A 17,764-nucleotide genomic window follows, 5' to 3' on the forward strand; every position below is an offset into this window, starting at 1 on the left:
AATGTTATGACATTGCAGTATAGTGAGGAACTTATATAGAAAAATTTATGATATATATGATTCTAAGTAGATATTATTAATTAAAGATATAATTTTCTATAAAAATTATATAAAAGATTATAAATGTAATAACTTAATTTAGAACATATATATTAATGAATAAAAAATTTTTAAAATAATATGTTCCAATTATTATAAAATAGTGGCTGTATCAAAAAATATGATACAGTCACTATTTATAGTGCTTTTCTTTGCAATATATGAATATTATTTATTATTAACTTAGTTTTTTCTTATATATAGTTACCTTTCCACCTGAGTATTCAATACCATCTTCAAGATACTTCCATCCAGTTTTTTCATAATAATTGCAAATATCGGTATAAAGAAAAAGTTCTTTATACCCTTTTTTCTGCAATAATCAATTAAAAATCGCTGTAATTCTTGTCCAATATTTCTACTTCTATAATCTTCTTTAACAAATAATGCTGATAACCATGGATAAAGATCTTGTCTACTCAATAAATCACCTCTCCATAATCCTATAGTTCCAACCAACTTATTATCCATAAGTGCAATAAATGTTAAAGGCAATTGATTTTTTCTCAAACTATTTTTCACTATACTTTCCCAAAAAGCATAATTATCTTCATTACCAAATTCTTTCCAAAGCCAATCTATTATATTATCTAAATATTCTTTATGGTCTGCTAAGTGTTCGATAGTTAGCATATTAAATCATCTCCTTTATCCCTTAAAAATACATAACTAAAAATTATATTTAAAATACATCTTAACAAAATTAGCCATAGGGGATTCATCATCTTTTTCTCCTATGAAATCTAAATCACTATCATAAAAATATAAATATGCTATGCTTTTTTGCTCGTCAGATGTTCCAATCATACCAAAGGATTTTGGAAAATCTGTATAATCTTTTTTATTTTCAGATACAACTTTAAAATTATAACTATTTACTGAAAATTCATTTTCAGGAATAACATAGTCACTGTCATCAATATCAAATTTAACTTTTTTATCTAAAAAAATATACTTTTGATCTAATTTATCTTTTTCATTCTTATATGTTGTATCATCATAATTTACAATAAGAGCAACAGAATCAGCTGCAAATATAAACATTGATGTATGAGTATATTTATAGTCTATATTTTTATATTTAGGTAAATCATCAAGATTAGGCATAATATCTTTTGCTCTAAAATCAATTTGAGTGCCACTATTAAGATAATCTTTAATATTTGAACTTGATTTATCACATCTAGCAATGCAGAAAATAAAAATAATTAATATAATAGCTAATAAACATTTTTTTATCACTTTAAATCACTTCTCTTCATATTATAAAAACTGTTTAACCTTTAAGACCATTGGCTTGGCGTTCCATGTTTTCGATAACAATATCAAAAATTTCTCCTAAAGAAGCACAATACTCAAGCACTTTCCATGGAGTATTAGTGTGAAAATGAATTTTAATTAATTCATCATCACCAACAGCAAGCAAACAATCACCTTCAATATTTTGTGTAATATATTCGTTTATTTCATCTTCTGAAAGATTATGTCCTTCTATTAGTAATTGGGTATCAAATTTGTATTGAATCATAATATAATCTCCTTTATTTTTCTCTTATAAAAATTACTATTTGTTTATGACTTATATAAACACTTTTTACTTCACATTTAATTAAAATTGTTTATTAAGATTACTATTAATTGTACATAATAATAACCATATTTACAATAATTTGAAAAATATAATTAAATGAATAAACAATATATTGACAGATTATATTTTTATAAAATAAGATTGTTTTTTATAGATTATAAAGTAAATTCTCCTGTCCATGAGCTTTATGCTACAATATCAACATTCACTTAAAACATAGCCAATTATATAAATGAATAAGTTCAAATTTTCAAATTTAAACAGAAAAGAAAGATACGGTAACAGTATATAAATGTTAGTGGTTAATTTTATATAATTAAAATGAGAAGAAAAGGAGTGATATACATGGAACTTAATAAAGAGTGCATGGAAATACTTCGATATATGCTTGAAAAAGATGATTACATAAAAACTGAAGAATTAGCTAAAAAATATAAAATAACTGATAGAGCTATTAGATACAAAATAGATAAAATAGAAAAGTTTTTAGTTAAAAACGGTTTTAAATATTTTGAAAAAAAGTATGGAAAAGGCATTAGAGTAACTAATGCTAAAGAAGTAAAGGTATACATAAAGAAATTCGTTTCAGAATTTACACCATATAAATATGCATATTCAAAAGAGGAAAGAATCCTTTTTATTACATTAAGACTTCTTCAACAAAATGAAAATATCAAAATGAAGGAGTTTGAAGAAAAATTATGTGTTTCTAAAAATACATTATTAAAAGAAATTGATGCAATACAAGAAAATTTAAAAAAGTATAATTTAAATTTGATTAGAAAATCAGGGGTTGGACTTACAGTTGAGGGTCTAGAAATAGACAAAAGAAATGCTGTAATAGATATTATCTCAGAAAGTGTATCTGTAGAGGATGTTGTTAACTATGTTTCAAAAAAATCAAGTCAATCCAAAATAAGTATGCTTCAATTTGATGCATTATTTAAGGAAATAGATATTGATTTTATAGATGAACTTATAAAAAATGCTGAAGTTAAATTAAAGAGAGAATTTAGTGATGAAGCATATGGCGGTTTAGTAACACATTTAGCAATAATGATAAAAAGGGTGCAAATAGGCAAAGTAATAAGCACACAACCATTTAGTAATGATTTTGTTAAAGAAACATTAGAATATGAAGTTACAAAAGATATTATTAGTAAGATTGAAGAAAAATATAAAATAAAAGTTCCAAATGAAGAAATAGGTTATATAGTTATTCATCTTTTAGGTGCAAAAGTTGTTAACAATAAGTTTTTGGTAAATAAGAAAGAAGACAATAAATTATTAGAGATAATTGAGTTTATGACTAGATATATAGAGTCATATTACAAAATAAATCTTGATGAAGAAAGAGATGGATTATATGAAGGATTATTATTACACTTAAGACCTAGTTTATATAGAGTTAAATATGGATCAAAAATAATAAATCCACTTTTTGAAAGAATAAAATCAGAACAATCAAGATTATTTAAAGTTGTTACAACAGCATGTAAATATTTAGAAGAATATATAGGTGAAGACTTAGGAGAACATGAGATTTCATATATAGTTCTTCATTATGCAGCTGCTATAGCTAGATATGAACAAAAAACTAATGGGCAAGCTGATATTATAGTTGTTTGTGGTTCAGGAATTGGTTCATCTAAGTTGGTTGCATCTAAAATACTAGAAAGATTTGATGTTAATATTTTAGGAACTTATAGTAGTAGAAACATAACATCAGAATTAGAAAATAGTTGCAATTATATTGTAAGTACTATAGATATACCAAGTTTAAATAAAGATAAATATATAAAAGTTTCTCCACTTGTTACAAATAAAGATTTAGAGAAATTAGAAAAGTATATGAATCCAATTACAAAGATAGATAAGGGTAAAGACGAGATATTATTATTGGATAGAATTATAGAAAAGGTAAAGAAATATTGTGAAATCAGAGATGAAGAGCAGTTAAGATATGAAATTTTATATGAAATGAAAAAGCAAGAGGAAATAGAAATTTCAAATAAGGAAAAGTATTCACTAAGTCATTTTATAAAGAAAGAGAATATAGAATTAAAGTTAAACTGCAAAGATTGGAAAGATGTTATTTCTAAAGGTTCAGATATATTAATAAAAAAAGATTATATAACAGAAAATTATAAAAAGGGGATAATTGAAAAGTTAGAAGAAATAGGACCATATATGGTTATTGCACCAGGAGTATGTTTAGCACATGTAGATATGGTTGATGAGATAAATAGAACTTGTATGAGTCTTATAAATTTAAAATATCCTATTAAATTTAATAGTAAATTTAATGATCCCGTAAGAGTTGTATTAACTTTTGCAACAAAGGATAAAGAATCTCATTTAAATGCATTACTTGGATTTATGAATTTAATAAATAATGCAAATGATTTAAATAGTTTAATTTCTACTTCTTCAAAAGATGAAGTGATAGAGATAATTAAAAAATATTAAGCTATTTTTTAATTATATGTTTATATTATAGATAAAACTTATAATATAAACATTATTTTAAAACTTAGCCTAATATCAAATAAAATTTTAAATATTTAAGGAGGAGAGTTTATGAAAAGAGAAGAAGTTAATTTTCTTAATGAAAAATGCAAAGAGGTAAGAAAATTAATACTTAAAGAAATTCACAGTGTTGGAAAAGGTCATTATGGTGGATGTTTATCAATAGTTGAAGCTTTGGTATTACTTTACAATAAAGAAATGAATATAGATGTATCAAATCCTAAGATGGATGCACGTGACAGATTAGTTTTATCTAAAGGTCATGCAGGCCCTGCACTTTATGCTACATTAGCAGATAAAGGATATATAGCTAAAGAAGAATTAGTAAGTTTAAATAAGGAAAATACTAATTTACCAAGTCATTGTGATATGAATAAAACAAATGGTATAGATATGACAACAGGTTCACTTGGACAAGGAATAAGTTGTGCAGTTGGTATGGCTAAAGCTTCTAAAATCAAAAAAGACAATGCATATATTTATTGCATAGTTGGAGATGGAGAATGTCAAGAAGGACAAGTTTGGGAAGCAGCATTATCAGCTAGTAATTTTGATTTAAATAATTTAATTGTATTTGTTGATTATAACAAAATGCAATTAGATGGATCTTTAGAAGATATTATAAATATGAGTCCAATGGATAAGAAATGGGAAGCTTTTGGATTTAACGTTGAAACAGTATTAAATGGACATAATGTTGAAGAAATTCATGAAGCTATAAATAGAAGCAAAAAACAAGATAAACCTACAGCAATAATACTTAATACTGTAAAAGGTAATGGTGTGCCTGTAATAGAAATTGCAGGTTATAAAAATCATAGTATGGGTTTAAGTGATAAAGAATTTAAAGAATCACTAGAATTTTTAATGTAGGGGGGAAGCAGTTATGGAAATGAGAAAAGTTTTATGTAATGTAATGGAAGAGTTAATGAATAAAAATGATAATATAGTATTTATGGATGCTGATTTAGCAGAGGCAAATGGGACTATGCCTTTAAGAAAGTTATTCCCTGAAAGAGCTTTTGATATTGGAATAAGTGAAGCTAATATGGCAAGTATGGCAGCAGGAATGAGTGCTTATGGAATGAATCCATATATATGTACATTTACTGCTTTTTCTTCAAGAAGAATTTGCGATCAAATAGCAATTTCTATGGCTTATGCAAAGCAAAACGTTAAAATTATAGCAACAGATGCTGGAATTGCATCTGAATTAAATGGTGGAACTCATATGAGTTTTGAAGATATTGGAGTATTAAGAAGTATTCCTGGAGTTACTATTATTGATGTAGTGGATGAGTTTCAATTAAAAGAAGTACTATATAAAACTGTAGATTATAAAGGTGTAGTATATATAAGAATTCCTAGAAAAGATGTACCAAAGGTATATGATGAAAAATATGAATTTAATCTATCTAAAGCTGATGTTATAAAAGAAGGAAAAGATATAACTATATTTGCTACTGGATTAATGACGAATACAGCAGTAGAAGCAGGTAAACTTTTAGAAAAGGAAGGAATAGATTGTGAAATTATATCTGTTTCAACTATTAAACCTATAGATAAAGAAACTATAATGAAATCTCTTAATAAAACTAAGAAAGCTATTACTATTGAAAATCATAATGTAATAGGCGGTTTATATAGTGCTATTGCAGAAGTTTCATGTGCAGAATGTCCAAGCCATATTGTTAGCTTAGGTGTTAAAGATCATTTTGGAGAAGTTGGCAGTATGAAATTCTTAAGTAAAAAATATAAAATGACAGCTATAGATATCGTTGAGACATGTAAGTCAATGATAAAATAGTTAAATTATAAGGTATATTGAAATAAATTTGTAATTAATAGAACTCTCCTATAGAGCTTGGAAAATGAATTTAAACAAGCTTTTAAGGGGGAGTTTTTTATATACATCTTTTGTCTATGAGCTTTATCTTATAACTAGTATATATAATTTTATAACAGCTACACATTTAGGAATACCTACTTATAATCCTTAGTTGAAAACAAGTTTTATTTAATTCTCGCCTGATAAAAAATATCTATTGTAACTTTGAAGTTGTTATTTATTCTTATGTACCTAAATTTGAAAAAGTAAGTTCAATTCTTCAATTTTGATTGGAAATCAATAGTGATGTAAACATATTCAAAAGGAAGCTAAAAGTTAATATAATTAAAGTATACCAAAGGTCAATACATGGATGGGAGATATAGAAATGTTAGTAGATTTAATAACAGCAGAATTAATAGATGTAAAAGTTAAATGTAGAGATTGGAAGGAGGCTATAAATAAAGGCGCCAAATTATTAGAAAATAAAGGATTCATTAAAGAATGCTACAAAGAAGCAATAATAAATAATTTTAAAGAATTAGGAGCATATATGGTAATAGCACCAGGAATTGTATTATCCCATGCAAGGCCAGAAGCAGGAGTAAATGAAACTGGAATAAGTATAATGACTTTAGAAGAACCAATAGAATTTGGAAGTGAGTTAAATGATCCAGTAAAATTAGTAATAACATTAGCAGCCAAGGATAATACAAGTCATTTAAGTTTTTTATCTAAACTTATGGAAATTTTAATGAATACTGAAGACTTAAATACATTAATAAATGCAAATGAAGTCAATGATATAATCAATGTTATAAAAAAATATAAATAAAAGAAATTAGGAGGAGTTTATTATGAAAATTTTAGTTTGTTGTGGATCAGGATTAGGAAGTAGCTTTATGATTGAAATGAATATTGAAAATACATTAAAATCTTTAGGAATCAAAGGAATTGAAGTAGCACATTCAGATTTATCATCAGCAAAAGGAATTCCAGCTGATATATATGTTGGAACAAGAGATATTGCAGTTAGACTTGAAGGACTTGGTGGAGAAGTTGTTTCTTTAAATAATATGATAGATTCAGAAGAATTAAAGAACAAGCTTGTTGAAGTATTAAAGAAGTTAAATTATATCTAAGTCTATCAAAAATTTATTTAGGCACAATGAAAAATATTTATTTTAACTTTGGACTTGTTATTTATTTTCATGTGCTTTATACGAATTAAAGATGAAAGCTATAAGTTACAGAAAAAAATATTTCAATACTTTCAGATAGAACTAAAATTCTATCTGAAAGTAAAAATGTTATTTATATTAGTCCAATGTTTAATTTTATATTATTAATCATTGAATAAATAATTTGTCTGTAATTATAAAATTAGGAGGTTTTATTATATGTTAAAGTTTATAGTTGATATACTTAGTGAACCATCAATATTAGTTGGTTTGGTAGCACTTATAGGATTATTATTACAAAAAAAATCTGTTACAGAATGTATTACAGGAACTGTTAAAACAATTATGGGATTTTTAGTTCTAGGGGGTGGAGCTGCTTTAGTACAAGGCTCACTTGGATATTTTGGAAAAATGTTTCAACATGGATTTGGAATTACAGGAATAGTTCCAAACAATGAAGCTATAGTAAGTTTAGGGCTTACTGATTTAGGTAGAGAAACCGCACTTATTATGGCATTAGGTATGCTTGTAAATATCTTAATAGCTAGATTTACAAAAATGAAATATATATTTTTAACAGGACATCATACTTTATACATGGCATGTATGCTAGCAGTAATTTTAGTTGCTGGAGGATTTAAAGGATCATCTGTAGTTATTGTCGGAGCATTATTATTAGGATTAATTATGGCGACTATGCCAGCGTTAGCACAACCTTTCATGAAAAAAATTACTGGTACAGATCAAGTTGCATTTGGTCACTTTGGTACTTTCGGATATGTTTTAGCAGCTTTAGTAGGTAAAGCAGTTGGAAAGAATTCTAAATCAACAGAAGAAATTAATTTCCCTCAAAGTTTAACTTTTTTAAGAGATACATCAGTTGCAATATCTTTAACAATGTTAGGTTTATACTTAATAGTAGCTATAGTATCAGGACCAGCATATGTTGCAGAAATAAGTGGTGGTAAAAATTTAGTAGTATTTTCATTAATACAATCAATAACATTTGCGGGTGGAGTTTATGTTATCCTTGCAGGAGTTAGATTAATACTTGCAGAAATAGTTCCAGCATTTAGAGGAATTGCAATGAAGTTAGTTCCTAATGCAAAACCAGCATTAGATTGTCCAGTAGTATTCCCTTATGCACCTAATGCAGTATTAATAGGTTTCTTATCAAGCTTTGTAGGTGGTATTGTTGGACTCTTCATATTATTAGCAATTGGAGCACCAGCAATATTACCAGGAGTTGTTCCTCACTTCTTCTGTGGAGCTACAGCAGGGGTATTTGGTAATGCTACAGGAGGAAGAAAAGGTGCTATACTAGGAGCATTTGCACAAGGATTATTAATAACATTCCTACCAGCATTATTAATGCCAGTACTTGGTGGATTGGGATTTGCTGGATCAACATTCAGTGATGCAGACTTCGGAGTATTTGGAATAATAATAGGTAAGATACTATCAATATTTGCATAATATTTATTAAAATAAAAGAAATTAATTTAAAATGGAGGTATAGCAATGTTTATAATTCATTGCTATACCTTTATAGTTATTATTAAAAGTGAGAGGTATAAGAAAATCCATTATTGTAATGAGTACTACAAGCATTATAATAATGGATTTTCTTTTTATTTTTATTAGCTATAATGATTATTTTATAAAAATTTGTCATACTGTTCCCTTTGAGTTGAATATATTTTAATAAAAAGGAGGGCGGGATTTATGGACTTTAGAAAATTTATAGAAACAGATAGAGAAAGTTATAATAAGAAAAAGTTTGAAGGAACTTTTTTGGAGTATTTAGAAATAGTTAAGAAAAATCCTGATGTAGCAAAATTATCACATAAAAGAGTATATGACATGATAAAGAAAAAAGGAATAGAAGAATTAAAAGGAGATGAAAATCCCAGAATAAGAAAGATATATGGAAATGACGTAATAAGGAGATATGGATTTTTCAAAGATGAGTTTTATGGTATTGACAAGGTAATTATGAAGTTATGTAATTACTTTAAATCAGCAGCAATGAAAGGAGAAGAAGAAAGGCAAGTTTTATATCTTGTTGGCCCAGTTGGAGCTGGTAAATCATCAATTGTTGAAAGTATAAAAAGAGCATTTGAAGAATGTGATCCTATTTATGCATTAAAAGGATGTCCAATGCATGAGGAACCTCTTCATCTTATTCCTAAACATCTAAGACCAAAGTTTGAAGAATTATTAGGAATACAAATAGAAGGAGACTTATGTCCTATATGTAAGTATAGGTTAACACATGAATACAATGGAAAATATGAAGACTTCCCAGTTACAACAACTGATTTTTCAATAAGATCTAGAAAAGGAATAGGTGTAGTGCCACCAGTTGATCCTAATAATCAAGATACTTCAATTTTAAATGGTTCTATTGATATTTCTAAAATGGATTTATATTCTGAAGATGATCCAAGAATATTCTCTTTAAATGGTGCTTTTAATGTTGGAAATAGGGGTATAGTTGAATTTATTGAAGTATTTAAAAATGATGTTGAGTATCTTCATACAATAATTACTGCAACTCAAGAAAAATCAGTACCTTCACCAGGTAAAGGTGCGATGATTTATTTTGATGGAGTTATATTAGCTCATTCAAATGAAGCAGAATGGAATAAGTTTAAATCAGATCACACAAACGAAGCCATATTAGATAGAATAGTTAAGGTTGAAGTTCCTTATTGTTTAGAATTAGATGAAGAAGTGAAAATATACAAAAAGATTTTAAATAAGAGCAATTTTAAGGCACATATATCACCCCATACAATTGAGACTGCTGCAATGTTTGCAATATTATCAAGATTAACTCCATCAACAAAGGCTGATCCAATTACTAAATTAAAAATCTATAATGGTGAAGAAATAGTTGAAAAAGGAAGTACTAAGAGAATTGATATATTAGAACTTAGAGAAGAAGCAGGACAATATGAAGGAATGAAAGGAATAAGTACAAGATTTATTGTTAAAGCAATAGATAATGCACTTGCTGATTCGGAATATGATTGTATAAATCCTTTAAGTATAATGGAAAGTTTAATAAAATCGGTTAAAGAATTAGATATAGTAGCTGATGAAAAGAAGAGGTATCTAGGATTTATACAAGATACTATAAGAAAGGAATACAATAAGATTTTAGAAAAAGAAATTACAAAAGCATTTATTGTATCATTTAGAGAACAAGCTGAAACTTTATTTAATAATTATATAGATAATGCAGAAGCTTATGTTAATAAGAATAAGATTAAAGATTCTTCTACAGGAGAAGAACTTAATCCAGATGAAGAATTTATGAGAAGTATTGAAGAACAAATAGGTGTTTATGATGCTTCAGCTAAAGGTTTTAGAAGTGATGTAACTTCATATATGTTCTATATAGTTAGAAATGGAGGAAAAATTGATTATACTTCATATGAACCATTAAAAGAAGCTATAGAAAAGAAACTTATAGCATCAGTTAAAGATTTATCTAGAATTATAACAAAATCTAAAGTTAGAGATGAAGAGCAAGCTGAAAAATATAATTCTATGGTGGAAGAAATGAAAAGAAATGGATATTGTCTTCATTGCTGTGATGTGATTTTAAAATATGCTGCTAATAATTTATGGAAGGATTAAAATGACCTATGGCAGTATTTAGAAATGGAACTGATGCTCAAGTAGATCACGACAGAGCGATAGAGGATAAAAGAAGGCATAGACAATTAGTTGAGAAATCAATAAAAGAAAATTTAGGTGATATCTTATCAGAAGAAAGTATAATTGGTCAAAGTAAAAATAAAAAATTTAAAATACCAATAAAAAGTATTAAAGAATATCAATTTGTTTATGGAAAAAATTCTAAAGGGGTAGCGACTGGCACAGGTGAAGAAAGGAGAGGTGATAAGCTCGATAGTGGAGGAGGAAAGAATGGCAGTGGAAAAGGAAATAAAGGTGCTGGAAATAGTGAAGGTGATGATATATATGAAACTGAAATTACACTTGATGAACTTATGGAGTATATATCAGATGAATTAAATTTACCTAATTTAGATGAAAAAAAATATTCAGAAATAATTACTGACAGTTGTGGTAAAAAGAAGGGCTACCAAAGACATGGTATAAAACCAAGACTTGCAAAGAAAAGAACTGTAATGTGTAAAATAGCAAGAAAACAAAGTAAAAAGAGAGCATTAAGAGAAGATGGTCAAGAAGTTAAAGATGAAAGATTTCCATTTAGGGAAGATGATCTTAGGTATTATAAAGTTAAGCTTCAACCTAAGAAAGTTAGTAATGCTGTTATGATATTTATCATGGATGCTTCAGGTTCTATGGATTCAACTAAAAAATATTTAGCTAGATCATTTTTCTTTGTACTATCTAGATTTTTAAAAAGAAAATATAATAATATAGCGTTTGAATTTGTATATCATACAACTGTTGCAAAAAGAGTTGATGAATATGAATTTTTCCATAAGTCTGAATCGGGTGGTACGTATATATCAAGTGGTATTACAGAGGCTTTAAACTTAATAGATGAGAAATATCACCCTTCAGAATGGAATATATATCCTGTATATGCAAGTGATGGAGATAATTGGTCGGAGGATAATATAAAAGCTATAGAATCAGTTAAAGATATATGTAAAGTAAGTAACATGTTTGGATATGCAGAACTTCTTCCATCAACGTATACTCAAACTATGTATCATAAATTTAATAAAGAAATTAATGAAGAAAATTTTGTATCGGTAATAATAAAAGAGAAAAAAGATTTATGGGAAGCACTAAAGGTTATGCTTAGAAAGGAATTAAAGGAGGAATAGTCATGAGTTATAGCTTAAGGGACATTGAGAAGTGGAATGAAAAGATAGAAAAGAAGGCTATAGAATATGGATTAGATTTTTATGATCAAGAATTTGAATTTGTAAATTTCAATGAGATGATAGGTTATGAAGCTTATGTTGGAATGCCATCTAAATATCCTCACTGGAGTTATGGTAAATCTTATGAAAAAAATAAAATGCTCTATTCCTTAAATCTTACAGGGCTTCCTTATGAAATGGTAATTAATTCAGATCCATGTTTAGCATATTTGATGAAAGAAAACACATTATTACTTCAGATATTAACTATGGCTCATGTATATGGTCACAATGATTTTTTTAAAAATAATAGGCTATTTACGCAGGGTACTAATGCTAAGAATACTATTGAGATGTTTAAATTAGATGCAGATATAATAAGAAGTTATATAAATGATCCAAGTATAGGATATGAAAAAGTTGAAAGGATATTAGATGCAGCCCATTCTATAAGATATCAAATAGGAAGAGTTATTGGTACAAAAAAATTATCTGATAAAGAATTAAAAGAAAATATTATTAAGGATTATGAAAATAAAATTAATAATAGGGGAATTTTAAACTATAATGAAGAAATTCCTTTTCCAAATTTAGAAAAGGTACCAATAGAGCCTGAAGATGATGTTGTTGATTTTATAATAAGATATGGAAATCTAAAAGACTGGGAAAAAACAGTTTTAAGAATAGTTAAAAGAGAAGCTGAATACTTTATTCCTCAAATTGAAACTAAGATAATGAACGAAGGATGGGCAAGCTATTCTCATTATAATATTTTGAAACAGCTTGGATTACCAGAAGGATTACATTTTGAGTTTCTTAAACGTCATAATGATGTAATAGCACCTTTAGTCGGAGGATTAAATCCTTATTATGTTGGTTTTAAAATATTTGAAGATGTTGAAAAAAAATATGGTAAAGAAAAGATTTTTGAAATAAGAGAAATTGAACGAGATAGTTCGTTTTTAAGAAAATATCTTACTAGAGATTTATGTGAGGAATTAAATCTATTTGAATATAACAAAAGGACTTTTGATATTGTTATTGAAGAAATAGCAGACGAAGAAGGATGGAAGAAAATTAGAGATAGCTTGAGTGACTCGTGTGGTATGGGTGGAATTCCATATATTAGAGTTAGTGATATGAATCTTAAAGATTATACATTAACATTAGAACATGTTTTTGATGGAAGAGAATTAGAATTGTCTTATGCCAAAGAAACATTAAAATATGTACAAGAGTTATGGGGAAGAAAAGTTCAATTAATAACACAAGGAAAAGATAAAAAAGAGTTAATATTAACTTGTAATGTTAATAAAGAGGTTAATATTTCTTAAGAAATAATCAAAAAATAACAAGTTCATCTGCTAAGATTATTTTCCATTATACTGCATCTGTAGATTTGCTTAATGAAAAATAGTTAAGGCATTTGGGCTTGTTATTTTTCTTTATATGTCTTAAGACATATAAATTTAATGAGTTTATTTTGAATGTTTAAAATTAGCTATGTTTTTTAGTTTACTTCAATAACAGATAAGTATAAAGAGAAGAGTTACATAATATTTTGTAACAAAAAAATAAAATAGGAATATTTTAATATAGGATAGATGATTATTAATACAATTATAGATTAATAATCATCTAACAAATATTTTAGGAGAGAAAATATGAAACTGAAAGGAAGCAAAACTGAAAGAAACTTGTATAAAACATTTGCAGGTGAGTCTAGAGCACGAAATACTTATAATTTATATGCAGAAAAAGCTAGACAGGAAGGCTTTAGATGGGTAGGAGATATTTTTGATGAGACTGCTCTTAATGAATATGCTCATGCAAGAGAAGTATTTAAAAGATATTTAAACAATATAAAAAATACGGAAGATAATTTGATGAGTGCTGCTCTAGGTGAAGAAAACGAAAGTGATAATATTTATAAGGAATTTGAAGAAATAGCTCGTGAAGAAGGATTTAAAGAAATAGCCGATTTTTATAAAGAACTAAGAGAAGTAGAAGAACATCATAAAGAAAGATTTTTAATGTTAGCAGAAAAAATTAAGTCGGGAAATATGTTTAAATGCAATGATGTTTGTTATTGGCAATGCTTAAATTGCGGATATATTCATGAAGGAAATGAAGCCCCTATTATATGTCCATTATGTAAATATCCAAGAGCGTATTTTAAACAATTATTATGTGATAAAAAAGACTAAGATAGGAGGTAGAATTAATGTATTGTAAATTTCCAGATGAATTTTTGGTTCCAATTGTTTCAGCTGATGATGTTATAGAAAGTAATGAGATTTCTAATTTAAAAAGAAACACTCTTGATATCGAACTTACAAAAAGTGAAAAAGACAATTTTGATATGGAACTAAAAAAAATGTATAGAGAAAGCTGTATCATGGAAGAAGAGGTGTCAAAATCTTGTAATAAAAATGATAAAAAAATAAATATGAAATCTGATTCAATTGAAGAGGGATTAAAAGATGTTGAAATTAAAAGTATATGGTCTGAAGTAGATGAAGATTATGCGAATAGTCAAAGTGAGAATTAAAAAGTATTAACCAGGTAAATTATGTATATTTTTATATAATTAATATATTGAAAGATTCATTAATATAAAATTCTTATAATATAATTAGTTATAGAAAACAATTTATAGGAATTAATATTATGGATTATAAAAGTTTAGTAAAAGAGCAGAGCGAGGATATAGTTAGATTAAGTGGATTATTAAAAAGTTATGTAGATTCGTATAGACTTTTAATTGGGGGAGCAGCAGAATTATATAATATTAATATAGCAAAGAAAGGTGATGTTAAAAAAGCATTAGATCGAATTGATAATTTAGGGGATTTAATTGATAAAGTAATATCATCCTTAGAAAAATGTGGAAATGGATATATGAAATATTGTAAAATAAAAGATGATTATCTCACCGTAAAATCAGAAAAAGATAAGATTTTCACAGAAATTGATAATGAATTGGGTTTTCAACAATCAAAAAGAGATGATGATGAATAAAGAAAAAAGGATTAGCTAAAAACTAATCCTTTTTAATCTAAAATTTCTTTAATCTAAAATTACTTACCATTAAATATGAAAATGCTACCATAAGAATAATTGCGATATAAATAGGTGTTTGTGCCTTTAAATTAAGTAGCGCAAAAAATGCCATAAAACATCCAGCAATAGTTATTGGAACACCTGTAAACATACCATCAAAATCAGATGTGTTATATCTAGCCAATCTAAATGCACCACAAATAGGAAATGCCACTAGTAAGGCTAAACCTAATAAACCTTTCGGTCCTAATATTGCAAACTCAAACAATATATATATTAGTATAGACGGAGCTACTCCAAAAGAAACTAAATCAGCTAATGAATCTAATTCCTTTCCTAATTCGCTAGAGACATTTAGAAATCGTGCAACTCTTCCATCATATCTATCTACTAAACCAGCAATTAATATAAAAATACCTGCTAAAGCAAAGTTATTATCAATAACAGATAGTATTGAAATAACTCCACAAGATAGATTTATAAAGGTAAATATGTTAGGAATACAACTTTTCCTCATAAAATCACTCCTAAAATTATTAAAACTTCTTTACGAGAACTAATTATAACATAGATATAGAAAAAATATAAGGGGTGTATTATCTTAAGAATTTCTGTAGAAAAGAATTACAGGCGGGTTTATTAAGGTGAAATCAAAAAAATAACAAGTTAAATTACCACTCTATTTTCTATTATACTATGTAGTCAAATTCAAATAATAGAGATGTTATAAGGAAAATGCATTCTATTGTTTGATGAAAAATATTTATTGAATTTTTGATTTGTTATTTATTTTAAGGTATCTAATGAATAATTTCAAAAATATAACATATTTATCGACATCAAAACTGGAAAATGTTATAATCAGCTGTATAGCAAATTTTCTTGGAGGTAATTATATTGATGAAGAAAGTACGATTCATATACAATCCCTACTCAGGAGAAAATATTATAGTAAATGAATTAGATAATGTTATAAAACTTCATGAAGAAGCGGGATTACAAATTATTCCGTATAGAATACAAAAAGGCAAAGATTTGTCACAAGCACTAGAGGATATTGATAATACTTATGAGTATATCTTAATAGCAGGTGGAGATGGAACTGTAGATTCAGTAGTAAATGCTATGAAGAAAAAAAAGATAGATTTGCCAATAGCTATCTTGCCAGTTGGAACAGCAAATGATTTTGGAAAATTTATAAATATGCCTAATGATGTAACAGAGGCATGTAATAAAATATTAAATTCTAAACCAGTAGATGTTGATTTAGGTGAAATAAATGACAAATATTTTATAAATGTTGCCAGTACAGGATTGTTTACAGATGTATCGCAAAAAACAGATGTAAATTTAAAAAATACTATAGGTAAGTTAGCATATTATTTAAAAGGATTAGAAGAATTACCTAATTTTAGAAAAATAAAAGTAAATATAGAATCTAGAGAGTGCAAATATAATGGAGAAATGTACTTACTTTTAGTATTTAATGGTGAGACGGCAGGAAATTTTAGATTAGCAACACAAGCTGATATATCTGATGGTAAACTAGATGTAATAATTTTTAAAGCAGTACCAATTATAGAATTATTACCTCTATTTATTAAGCTTTTAAAAGGAGAGCATTTAGACTCTAATAAAGTTGTATATTTTAAAACAGATGATCTATATGTGCAATGTGATGAAGATATAGTTACAGATATTGATGGGGAAAGAGGACCTGAATTTCCTTTAAGAATAAGATGTATTAAAAGTGGTATTAAAGTTTTAGGAATAAATTAATAAAATTAATAATAAATATAAGTAACATAAATTTAAGCTAGGAGTGTAATTTGTGAACTTTGCATATTATTTAATTTTGTTATTTATAATTTGTTTATCATTTTTAATATTTAAAAAAAATTTATTATTTTCACCTAAAAAAATAAAAATTTATTCTGCAATAGTGATATTGTTATTTTTGTTAAGACATATAGGATTATTTTTATTATGTGTGTTAAAAAATAATAATTTTATATATTGTTTAAAGCCTATAATATTTTTAAACAATTTAACAATTCCACTTATGGTTTTGGCAATAACATATATTTATTTAAGGGCTGAACAATTAAAATTTAATTGGAGTTATACTATAGGAATTTTTTTAAGCTTCATTTATCTTGGTATAATATATATATCTAAAGCGACGTTAAATGTTAGCAATTTATATGGATTTATAATAAAAATTAATAGAGAAGAATTATTATATTTATTTACACTTATAATATTAGGGATATTTCTAGTTATTAATGTTATTTTATTAGACAAAAAATTCGCGAATAAAAAAGGAATAAGATTAATTATTATAGCAATTGTAGCAGTTATGTTAGAAAGTGTAATAATTTTAGGTGGAATAAAATTATTTCCTTATCCAGTAATAGGGGATTTAATATTTGTTACAATTATGAATTCGGTTCTAAATAACTTCAGAAGAATAAGAGATAACAAAGGTAATATATAAGAAGTAAGTAAAAGGGACTATGTGAAAAATGATACAATCCCACTTAAGTAGACAGATGAAATAAATAAATTCATCTATCTATGGAGGTGGGATTTTTTTATG

At 26.6% G+C, this 17,764-nt stretch carries 18 protein-coding genes; 14 read left to right on the forward strand and 4 right to left on the reverse strand.

Annotation, left to right across the window (positions count from 1 at the left end; translation table 11 throughout):
• Positions 1-303 precede the first annotated feature (303 nt).
• The 3 genes from KYD98_RS14940 to KYD98_RS14950 are packed head-to-tail and all read right to left on the reverse strand — an operon-like array spanning position 304 to position 1,627.
• Positions 304-732: a GNAT family N-acetyltransferase gene (locus KYD98_RS14940; protein WP_258049854.1), complete on the reverse strand. Its 429-nt coding sequence runs from the start codon at positions 730-732 to the stop codon at positions 304-306.
• A 36-nt stretch (positions 733-768) separates the two neighbouring features.
• The gene (locus KYD98_RS14945) at positions 769-1,341 is read right to left on the reverse strand and encodes a hypothetical protein (RefSeq protein WP_308462463.1); all 573 of its coding nucleotides are present in this window, start codon (positions 1,339-1,341) and stop codon (positions 769-771) included.
• A gap of 34 nt (positions 1,342-1,375) precedes the next feature.
• Positions 1,376-1,627, reverse strand: coding sequence for a fatty acid kinase subunit FakA-related protein (locus KYD98_RS14950; RefSeq protein WP_219780853.1), 252 nt, complete (start codon positions 1,625-1,627; stop codon positions 1,376-1,378).
• Positions 1,628-2,035: 408 nt separating this feature from the next.
• Here KYD98_RS14950 and KYD98_RS14955 point away from each other — a divergent pair, with 408 nt between their 5' ends.
• From KYD98_RS14955 to KYD98_RS15010, 12 genes are all read left to right on the forward strand, one after another.
• Positions 2,036-4,159 carry a BglG family transcription antiterminator gene (locus tag KYD98_RS14955; RefSeq protein ID WP_219780854.1) on the forward strand — a complete coding sequence of 708 codons (2,124 nt, stop codon included), beginning with the start codon at positions 2,036-2,038 and terminating at the stop codon, positions 4,157-4,159.
• A gap of 111 nt (positions 4,160-4,270) precedes the next feature.
• Complete coding sequence (locus KYD98_RS14960) at positions 4,271-5,092, forward strand: transketolase (protein ID WP_219780855.1); 822 nt, start codon at positions 4,271-4,273, stop codon at positions 5,090-5,092.
• A 13-nt stretch (positions 5,093-5,105) separates the two neighbouring features.
• Positions 5,106-6,026 (forward strand): transketolase family protein, encoded by a 921-nt coding sequence (locus KYD98_RS14965; RefSeq protein ID WP_219780856.1) that lies wholly within the window; start codon positions 5,106-5,108, stop codon positions 6,024-6,026.
• A gap of 409 nt (positions 6,027-6,435) precedes the next feature.
• Positions 6,436-6,882, forward strand: coding sequence for a PTS sugar transporter subunit IIA (locus KYD98_RS14970; protein WP_219780857.1), 447 nt, complete (start codon positions 6,436-6,438; stop codon positions 6,880-6,882).
• Positions 6,883-6,904: 22 nt separating this feature from the next.
• Positions 6,905-7,189 (forward strand): PTS sugar transporter subunit IIB, encoded by a 285-nt coding sequence (locus KYD98_RS14975; RefSeq protein ID WP_219780858.1) that lies wholly within the window; start codon positions 6,905-6,907, stop codon positions 7,187-7,189.
• A 258-nt stretch (positions 7,190-7,447) separates the two neighbouring features.
• Positions 7,448-8,704 carry a PTS ascorbate transporter subunit IIC gene (gene ulaA, locus KYD98_RS14980; RefSeq protein ID WP_219780859.1) on the forward strand — a complete coding sequence of 419 codons (1,257 nt, stop codon included), beginning with the start codon at positions 7,448-7,450 and terminating at the stop codon, positions 8,702-8,704.
• A 249-nt stretch (positions 8,705-8,953) separates the two neighbouring features.
• Entirely contained in the window at positions 8,954-10,876 is a 1,923-nt protein-coding gene (locus KYD98_RS14985) for a PrkA family serine protein kinase (RefSeq protein ID WP_219780860.1), read from the forward strand.
• 8 nt (positions 10,877-10,884) lie between these two features.
• The gene (gene yhbH, locus KYD98_RS14990; protein ID WP_219780861.1) at positions 10,885-12,063 is read left to right on the forward strand and encodes a sporulation protein YhbH; all 1,179 of its coding nucleotides are present in this window, start codon (positions 10,885-10,887) and stop codon (positions 12,061-12,063) included.
• A gap of 2 nt (positions 12,064-12,065) precedes the next feature.
• Positions 12,066-13,436: a SpoVR family protein gene (locus KYD98_RS14995; protein ID WP_219780862.1), complete on the forward strand. Its 1,371-nt coding sequence runs from the start codon at positions 12,066-12,068 to the stop codon at positions 13,434-13,436.
• Between the two features lie 330 nt (positions 13,437-13,766).
• A complete protein-coding gene (locus tag KYD98_RS15000) occupies positions 13,767-14,309 on the forward strand; it encodes a rubrerythrin family protein (RefSeq protein ID WP_219780863.1) in 543 nt (180 codons plus the stop codon).
• Positions 14,310-14,326: 17 nt separating this feature from the next.
• Positions 14,327-14,653, forward strand: coding sequence for a hypothetical protein (locus tag KYD98_RS15005; RefSeq protein WP_219780864.1), 327 nt, complete (start codon positions 14,327-14,329; stop codon positions 14,651-14,653).
• A 119-nt stretch (positions 14,654-14,772) separates the two neighbouring features.
• Positions 14,773-15,123: a hypothetical protein gene (locus tag KYD98_RS15010; RefSeq protein ID WP_219780865.1), complete on the forward strand. Its 351-nt coding sequence runs from the start codon at positions 14,773-14,775 to the stop codon at positions 15,121-15,123.
• Positions 15,124-15,160: 37 nt separating this feature from the next.
• On the opposite strand, the gene pssA is transcribed toward KYD98_RS15010, so the two are convergent.
• The gene (gene pssA / locus KYD98_RS15015; protein WP_219780866.1) at positions 15,161-15,682 is read right to left on the reverse strand and encodes a CDP-diacylglycerol--serine O-phosphatidyltransferase; all 522 of its coding nucleotides are present in this window, start codon (positions 15,680-15,682) and stop codon (positions 15,161-15,163) included.
• A 383-nt stretch (positions 15,683-16,065) separates the two neighbouring features.
• Here pssA and KYD98_RS15020 point away from each other — a divergent pair, with 383 nt between their 5' ends.
• Positions 16,066-16,944, forward strand: a complete 879-nt coding sequence (locus KYD98_RS15020; RefSeq protein ID WP_219780867.1) for a YegS/Rv2252/BmrU family lipid kinase — start codon at positions 16,066-16,068, stop codon at positions 16,942-16,944.
• Between the two features lie 52 nt (positions 16,945-16,996).
• Complete coding sequence (locus KYD98_RS15025; RefSeq protein ID WP_219780868.1) at positions 16,997-17,662, forward strand: hypothetical protein; 666 nt, start codon at positions 16,997-16,999, stop codon at positions 17,660-17,662.
• The last annotated feature ends 102 nt before the right edge of the window (positions 17,663-17,764 follow it).

The organism is Clostridium weizhouense, assembly GCF_019431045.1.
GTDB classification, from domain to species: Bacteria; Bacillota; Clostridia; order Clostridiales; family Clostridiaceae; genus Clostridium; species Clostridium weizhouense.